The sequence below is a fragment of the Tepidiphilus margaritifer DSM 15129 genome (assembly GCF_000425565.1).
GTDB classification, from domain to species: domain Bacteria; phylum Pseudomonadota; class Gammaproteobacteria; order Burkholderiales; family Rhodocyclaceae; genus Tepidiphilus; species Tepidiphilus margaritifer.
The window spans coordinates 37161-43487 of sequence record NZ_AUDR01000001.1; the positions used below are offsets into that span (position 1 = coordinate 37161).

At 64.6% G+C, this 6327-nt stretch carries 7 protein-coding genes and 1 pseudogene; 4 read left to right on the forward strand and 4 right to left on the reverse strand.

What is annotated here, in order from left to right; translation table 11 throughout:
- Positions 1–10: 10 nt before the first annotated feature.
- From H607_RS0100195 to H607_RS0100210, 4 genes are all read right to left on the reverse strand, one after another.
- Entirely contained in the window at positions 11–460 is a 450-nt protein-coding gene (locus H607_RS0100195; protein ID WP_028873755.1) for an OsmC family protein, read from the reverse strand.
- Between the two features lie 164 nt (positions 461–624).
- Positions 625–1236, reverse strand: coding sequence for a YqiA/YcfP family alpha/beta fold hydrolase (locus H607_RS0100200; RefSeq protein WP_028873756.1), 612 nt, complete (start codon positions 1234–1236; stop codon positions 625–627).
- A complete protein-coding gene (locus tag H607_RS11015) occupies positions 1233–2033 on the reverse strand; it encodes a phosphatase PAP2 family protein (RefSeq protein WP_051240492.1) in 801 nt (266 codons plus the stop codon). The genes H607_RS0100200 and H607_RS11015 overlap by 4 nt, the downstream gene beginning before the upstream one ends.
- 97 nt (positions 2034–2130) lie before the next feature.
- On the reverse strand, positions 2131–3045 hold the full coding sequence (locus H607_RS0100210; RefSeq protein WP_281168716.1) for an NAD(P)-dependent oxidoreductase: 915 nt from the start codon (positions 3043–3045) through the stop codon (positions 2131–2133).
- 452 nt (positions 3046–3497) lie between these two features.
- Here H607_RS0100210 and H607_RS0100215 point away from each other — a divergent pair, with 452 nt between their 5' ends.
- From H607_RS0100215 to H607_RS0100230, 4 genes and pseudogenes are all read left to right on the forward strand, one after another.
- Positions 3498–4748, forward strand: coding sequence for a tyrosine-type recombinase/integrase (locus tag H607_RS0100215; protein WP_037989083.1), 1251 nt, complete (start codon positions 3498–3500; stop codon positions 4746–4748).
- Positions 4738–5496: a hypothetical protein gene (locus H607_RS0100220; RefSeq protein WP_028873759.1), complete on the forward strand. Its 759-nt coding sequence runs from the start codon at positions 4738–4740 to the stop codon at positions 5494–5496. Before H607_RS0100215 ends, H607_RS0100220 begins: the two co-directional genes overlap by 11 nt.
- A 112-nt stretch (positions 5497–5608) precedes the next feature.
- Positions 5609–5821 carry a helix-turn-helix transcriptional regulator gene (locus H607_RS11020; protein ID WP_037989085.1) on the forward strand — a complete coding sequence of 71 codons (213 nt, stop codon included), beginning with the start codon at positions 5609–5611 and terminating at the stop codon, positions 5819–5821.
- A 108-nt stretch (positions 5822–5929) separates the two neighbouring features.
- A pseudogene (locus H607_RS0100230) lies at positions 5930–6327 on the forward strand (hypothetical protein); the annotation flags it as partial.

Here is a 6327-nt window from a genome sequence, read left to right on the forward strand (position 1 = left end):
GCTTCGGAGCTCATTTCAACTGCAACCCTTCGCCATCGAAGACGCTGAGCATCACCGGGATGCCGGCGGCCACGCTCTGGCCGACGACGCAGAATTCCTCGAATTGTCCCAGGATGCGGTCCAGATGCTGCAGGGTGGCGGCGGGGGCGCCGATTTCGAGGCGCACGTCGATGCGGCGCACGCGTAAACGGCCCGCCTCGTTGCGTCCCAGCTCGGCACTCGCCTCGGCACGCACTCCTTTCGGGTCGTTCTTGAACTTCGTCAGGGCGAAATAGAGGCTGGAGGCCATGCAGTTGCCCACGGCCGAGAGCAGCAGCTGGGTGGGTGTGGGCCCCGTGCCCTTGCCTAGCGGCGGCGGCTCGTCGGTGAGGAGCACCGGCATATCTTTGCCAAAACGCACTTCGAACTGGAACCCTTCGATCTGGCGCAGGCTGACACTGGGCGGGTTTTTTTCTTCCATGATCGCTCCTTCCGATGAATGGGCGAAGTCAATGGTAGCACCGACGGGCGTCAGAGCCGGGGAATCAATCTGCTGCGCGGTGCTCGCTTCGCGTTCGTCTACGCAGAAAGGCCCAGTCACTGCATTTCGTGCGCCTCGCTATTGCTCCGCTCGCGACGATTACCTCACGAGCGCTCCGTTTTTCCGGTATTCCCTTCCGGCATCAACCCGGCCCAGACGAGGATCTCGTCGAGATAGTCGTTCCAGCGGGTGAAACTGTGATCGCCCCCTTCGAGCACCGTCTGCTTCGCGCCTTGATAGAAGGCGATGGTCTGGCGGTGATCGAGCAGTTCGTCGCCCAGCTCCACCATCAGCCAGATCCGCTCGGGATGTTCCAGGCGGTCGCGCTCCAGCGCACTCAGCTGCGCCACGTGTTCGGGCGTCCACTCGAAGGGCTCACCGGTGTAGAGGTTGGTGAGCCGGCCCACGTAGGCGGACAGCCCCCGCGACGGATGGACGACCGGATTGACCGCCACCGCCCGCACGCCCAGTTCCTCGGCGAGTCGGGTGGCGTAGAAACCGCCCAAGGAGCTCCCCACCACCGTCGGCAGCCGTCCCGCCTGCTCGGCGAGCCGTGCCACTTCCTCGCGCAACATGGCCATCGCCTCGGCCGGGGCGATCGGCAGCTGGGGGCAGCGGAACGCATCGGCAAGCCCTCTGGCCGTCATGTGCGCGGCGAGCGCGCGCGCCTTCACCGACTGGGGCGAGGAGCGGAAACCGTGTAGATAAAGAATCATGGCGCAACTCCTTGGTCTTGCGCAACCACCGGCGCATAACGCGCCAGGTTGGTCTTGTGATGCAGGCCGACGTGCACCGCGCCCACGACGACGAAGATCGCCACGGCGGTACGGGCGAGCCGGGCGGAAGGGATCACCTCGCGGCCGTAAAAGGCGTGGAGTAGCGCCACGAACGTGACCCAAAAGAGCCCGAAGGCGAAGCCGGCGAGCACGTCGGAGCACCAATGCGCGCCGAGATAGAGTCGGGAGAAATCGATGAGTGCGAGCAGCAGCACGGTGAGTGCGATCGTTGCCGCCCGTAAGCGGGTGCCGGCATGGCGGCAGATGAACCAGGCGAGCAGGCCATAGACGACCACTCCCATGAGCGCGTGGCCACTGGGGAAGGAATACTGCTCGACGCCGCTGAAGAAAGCCCCGGGACGCGGCCGGTGCAGGACGAACTTGAGCGCTGCCGTGGCGAACTCGGCCCCGCCGACTGCCAGCAGCCAACAGGCCGCACTGCGCCATAGGCGATGCGCCGCCAGCCAGGCGAGTACCAGCGCCGCCACCGGCAGGATCATGCCCTGATCGCCGAACTCGGTGAAGAACACCATCACGCCGTCGCGCCCCGGCGAGCGCCAGCCTTGCAGGGTGCGGAACACCGCCTCGTCCATGGCGGGAGGCGCGCCGAAGGCCAGTTTGCCCAGCAGGCCGAGAAAGATCAGCGCCGCGACGACGGCGAGCCCAAGCGCCGGCCGCGGTGCCTCTTCACGTAGCCAAACTCCAAATTCCTTGACTCGACAGGTTCCCGTTCGCATCGATGCTCGCCCTTTCACCTTGGACCGGATTCGGCCGGATGGGGCGATTGTAAACGCGACGCCGATTCCCCCGAAGTGGGAGTCACTTTCCGTGCAGTCAGCGGTCCGACGGAGCGGAAAGACCCGCCTCCATCGCCGCGATGCGGGTGAGCGCCGCCCAGTCGAGCGCCTCGCCGCCTTGGGCCATCAGGGCGAGGAAGCGGTCGCGCACGAGGCTCGCGAGCGGCATGGGCGCCGCGGCGCGTTCAGCCGAAGCGAGCACGAAGCGCACGTCCTTCAGCCCCAGCTTGGCTGCGAAGCCGGCGGGGGAGAAGCGTTCCTCGGCCACGATACGGCCGTAATTTTCATAGACCGGCGAGCGAAAGAGCCCATTGATGATTTCGAGGAACTGCAGCGGTTCGATGCCGGATTTGCGCATCAGGGCATAGGATTCGCCCAGCGCTTCGAGGAGCGCCATGATCATGAAGTTGCCCGCGAGCTTGACGACGTTGGCCAGTTGCGGTTGCGTGCCGACGACATGTACCGCCTCGCCGATCGCCTCGAAGATCGGGCGACAGCGTTCGACGAACTGCGGTGCGCCCGCCACGACCACGCGCAGCTTGCCCGCCGCGGCCGCCTCGGGCCGGCCAAACACGGGAGCGGAAACGAAACCGTGCCCGGCACGGGCGTGTTCCTCGGCCAGCCGCACGACGAAGACCTCGCTCAGGGTGCTCGACGAGACATGGATCGCGCCGGCAGGAAGCGCGGCGAAGGCGCCGTTCGCGCCGAAGAGCATGGTCTCCACCGCCGCGTCGTCGGCGAGCATCGTCACCAGGGCATCGACACCCTGAACCGCCTCCGCGGGGCTGGCTGCCGGCTTGGCGCCTTGTGCCACCAGAGGTTGCATCCGCTCCGGTGTGCGGTTGTAGACGACGAGCTCATGGCCGGCGCGCAGCAGGTTCTGTGCCATGCCGGAACCCATCCGGCCGAGACCGAGAAAAGCGATTTTCATGCCGTGGACCTCCTCAGGGATAACGGAATCATGATAGTGGAGATGAGGCGGCTTTGCGGGGAACGAAACGTATCGCGGCGGATGGGGGGAATGCTCGTGACCTAAGTACTAGTTTCCGTGTGCTGCGGAAGATGGCTTCCGCCTGTTCTTGCTGGGATTGTGCGAGTGAAAAGAAAGCTGCCGTAGAATTCGGTATGTCCCGCTACGATATGCGCGATCGCCCTGCCCGCTTTTCGCTACTGTGCGGCCGAGCGGAATGCCATAATGTTGGACGAATTCTACTGTGAAACCAAGGAACTTGTCGTGCCTTGGAACGAGATAATTGGTGGAGCCGGGGTCCGCCATTCCCATGTAATGTGCAATTTCTCGTCGTTTCAAATAGTATTGTAAATCAAAGAACTTAGGCTACAATCCGCCTCATCGTGTTTCGCGATGCATCGTAAAATGATAAGGCAAGCGATAAGGCAGGATTTATGCCAACGGTAATCAACCGGCTCACCCCCCGGACGCTGGCGAGGCTGCCGGACGGCTACCACGCCGACGGACGCAATCTCTACTTGCGGGTGCGCGGCGTATCGCGTTCCTGGGTGCTGCGCTACCGGTTCAATGGCAAGATCAACGAGCTAACCCTTGGGCCGGCTGACGTGCTGGCGCTGGCCGATGCACGGCAGAAGCGCGACGAGCTTTTGCGGGTGCTCAAGCTTGAGAAACGCGACCCGGCCGAGACGCTGCGCGTGAAGCGTCATGTCGCGCTCACCTTTGCCGAATGCGCCGGCCGGCTCATCGAGGCCAAGCGCGCCGAATGGACGAACGCCAAGCACGTGCAGCAATGGGAAAACACCCTTGCGCAGTTCGCCTTCCCCGTCATCGGGCATCTTCGCCCTGCCGAGGTCGAGACGCGCCACGTGCTCGCCATCCTCGAGCCGATATGGACGACGAAGACCGAGACGGCATCGCGCCTACAGCAACGCATCGCGGCCGTGCTCGATTGGGCGGCGGCTCACGGACTGCGCAGCGGCGAAAACCCGGCGCGGTGGAAAGGTCATCTCGACAAGCTGCTACCGGCCCCGTCCAAGGTGGTCGAAGGCGAAAACATGCCCGCGCTCGACTACGCCGAGGCCGCCGACTTCTGGCGGGTGCTCGACGCCAAGACGAGCATGGCCGCCCGGGCGCTCGCGCTGCTCATCCTCACGGCCGTTCGCCCCCTCAACGTGCGCTTTGCCCAATGGCAAGAGTTTGACTTCGAGGCGCGCGTCTGGCGCATCCCCGGTGCCAGCGACTACGGGCAACGAATGAAGACCAAGCGCCCCCACGCCGTGCCCCTGTCGGCGGCCGCGCTCGAGCTGCTGCACGCCCTGCCACGCTTTACCGCTTGCCCTTGGGTGTTCCCGTCGCGCGGCGGCAAGCCCTTGTCGGACATGGCGCTCACCAAACTATTGCGCGACCTGCACGAGGCCAAACACGCAGCCGACGGCGTGGGTTGGATCGACCGGCGCCAGGGTGGGCGCGTCATCGTGGCCCACGGCTTTCGCGCCACCTTTCGCACCTGGGGCGAAAACGAGACCCACTACCCCCGCGCACTGCTCGAAGACGCGCTCGCGCATGACTTCAAGGGTGAGGTCGAAGCCGTCTATGCCCGCGGCGACCTTGTCGAGAAGCGGCGGCCGCTGATGGAGCAATGGGCAAGGTTCGTCACTACAGGAGCAAACGACGATGGTCGATGACTTGAAACGGTGGCGCAACATCCCCGACGACTTCGTTTTGCCGGTGCCCGAGGTGGCGCGCATCTTGGACGTGTCGGAAGAGGCGATCTATGCGGGCGTGCTGAGCGGGTTTTATGTGCTGCTGGCGCCGAATGATCGGGAGATGACCGTTTTTTGCATAGACTTAAAAGGTGCCCCGTTCTTATGCGACCCCGTGGACGTACTGCAAGCACGCGGGCATTGGGTGAATCGCGGCATTGAACTTGAAAACGACTACGAGACCGGGGCAGGGGTATGGCCCCCGTGGTCGGACGTCGGGCGTCATGAACTGTTGCAATGGTTGCGCGATGGCACCGTCGCGGCCGAGTTCTTGGCTTACGATGATGTAATAAGCCGTGTCAACGGCCATTCCCCAATGAAAAAGATGCTGTCGCCAAAAGATGACGATTCCCCGCCGCGCAAGCCCCCATTCCTTGGCGTCTCTGGCGCTCTTCTCAAGCGATTCCTCAACGAAGGATTCCCCCCGCCTGCCGATTCCCCCAGAGTGCAGGAAATTGAACCGCCCCCGCGGGAAGATGTCCGCGAGACGATGCGCGCCATCGTCGCCGGACTGCTCGAAGAGGCGGGCGCGGCGTTTCTGATCGAGCGCCCTACCGAGGCCGAAGTGTCCAAGGCATCGGCCTTGCTCGAGGCCATCGGGCAGCACCGCGGGAAGACCATCGCCCCCAAGACGCTATCGCGCTACCTGAGGAATTGGCTACGCGCCTAGGATTGATCACGTTTGAAACCGGACATGTCCAAGCGGCGGCGGACATGTCCAGAAAACCCGGCTCTTGGTGAAATATCTTTGGTGTCGCATTCATTCCTTATGGAGCGGCACCATGCAACGTGTTTTGTCTCAATCCGAAGTCTGCAAGCTCATCGGGCGTTCGCGTGTGTGGGTTTATCGCCACGCGCGCAATGGCACTTTCCCCGCGCCCCGCATGGCCGGTTCCCGGCTCTTCTGGCTGGCCGAAGAAGTCGAAGAATGGCTGCGCACGGCCCCCGTGCCTACCTGGGCGGCGCCGGTGCAGGAGGGCGCGCGCCATGAGTGAAAAAATCGAGGCCGTCGCGGGCGGGCAACCCGAGACGGCCGAAAACGAATGCGCGGTTTTCGATTCTAGCACGGACGCCGGGCAGGCTCGCCGGGCAGGAGGCGCGGCATGGTAGCGCTGCCCCCTTTGCCGACTGCGCGCGCCACCCCCGCGGCCCCGCGCACGATCCGCGATCTTCAAGACGCCATCGCCGAGGCCTGCGCGGCCGTCGGACTCGACGAACCGAAAAGCCCCTGCCGACCCGGCGAATGGGTGCGCTGCGACGTGACCGGCGCCGGGAGGAAGGGGCGGGACGACGGTTCGGTCAAGGTGTTCGCCGACGGCCAAGGCGTCATCGCGCACAACTGGAAGAGCGGCGAGCAAGCAACCTGCTTTGTCGGGCGGCCAGACGCCGAGCTATCGCCGGCCGAACGCGAGGAACGCGCCAGGCGGCGGGAAGCGGAACGCGCCAAGGCCGAGGCCGAGCTAGCGCGGCAACGCCAGGAGGCGGCGCGGGTGGCGCAAGC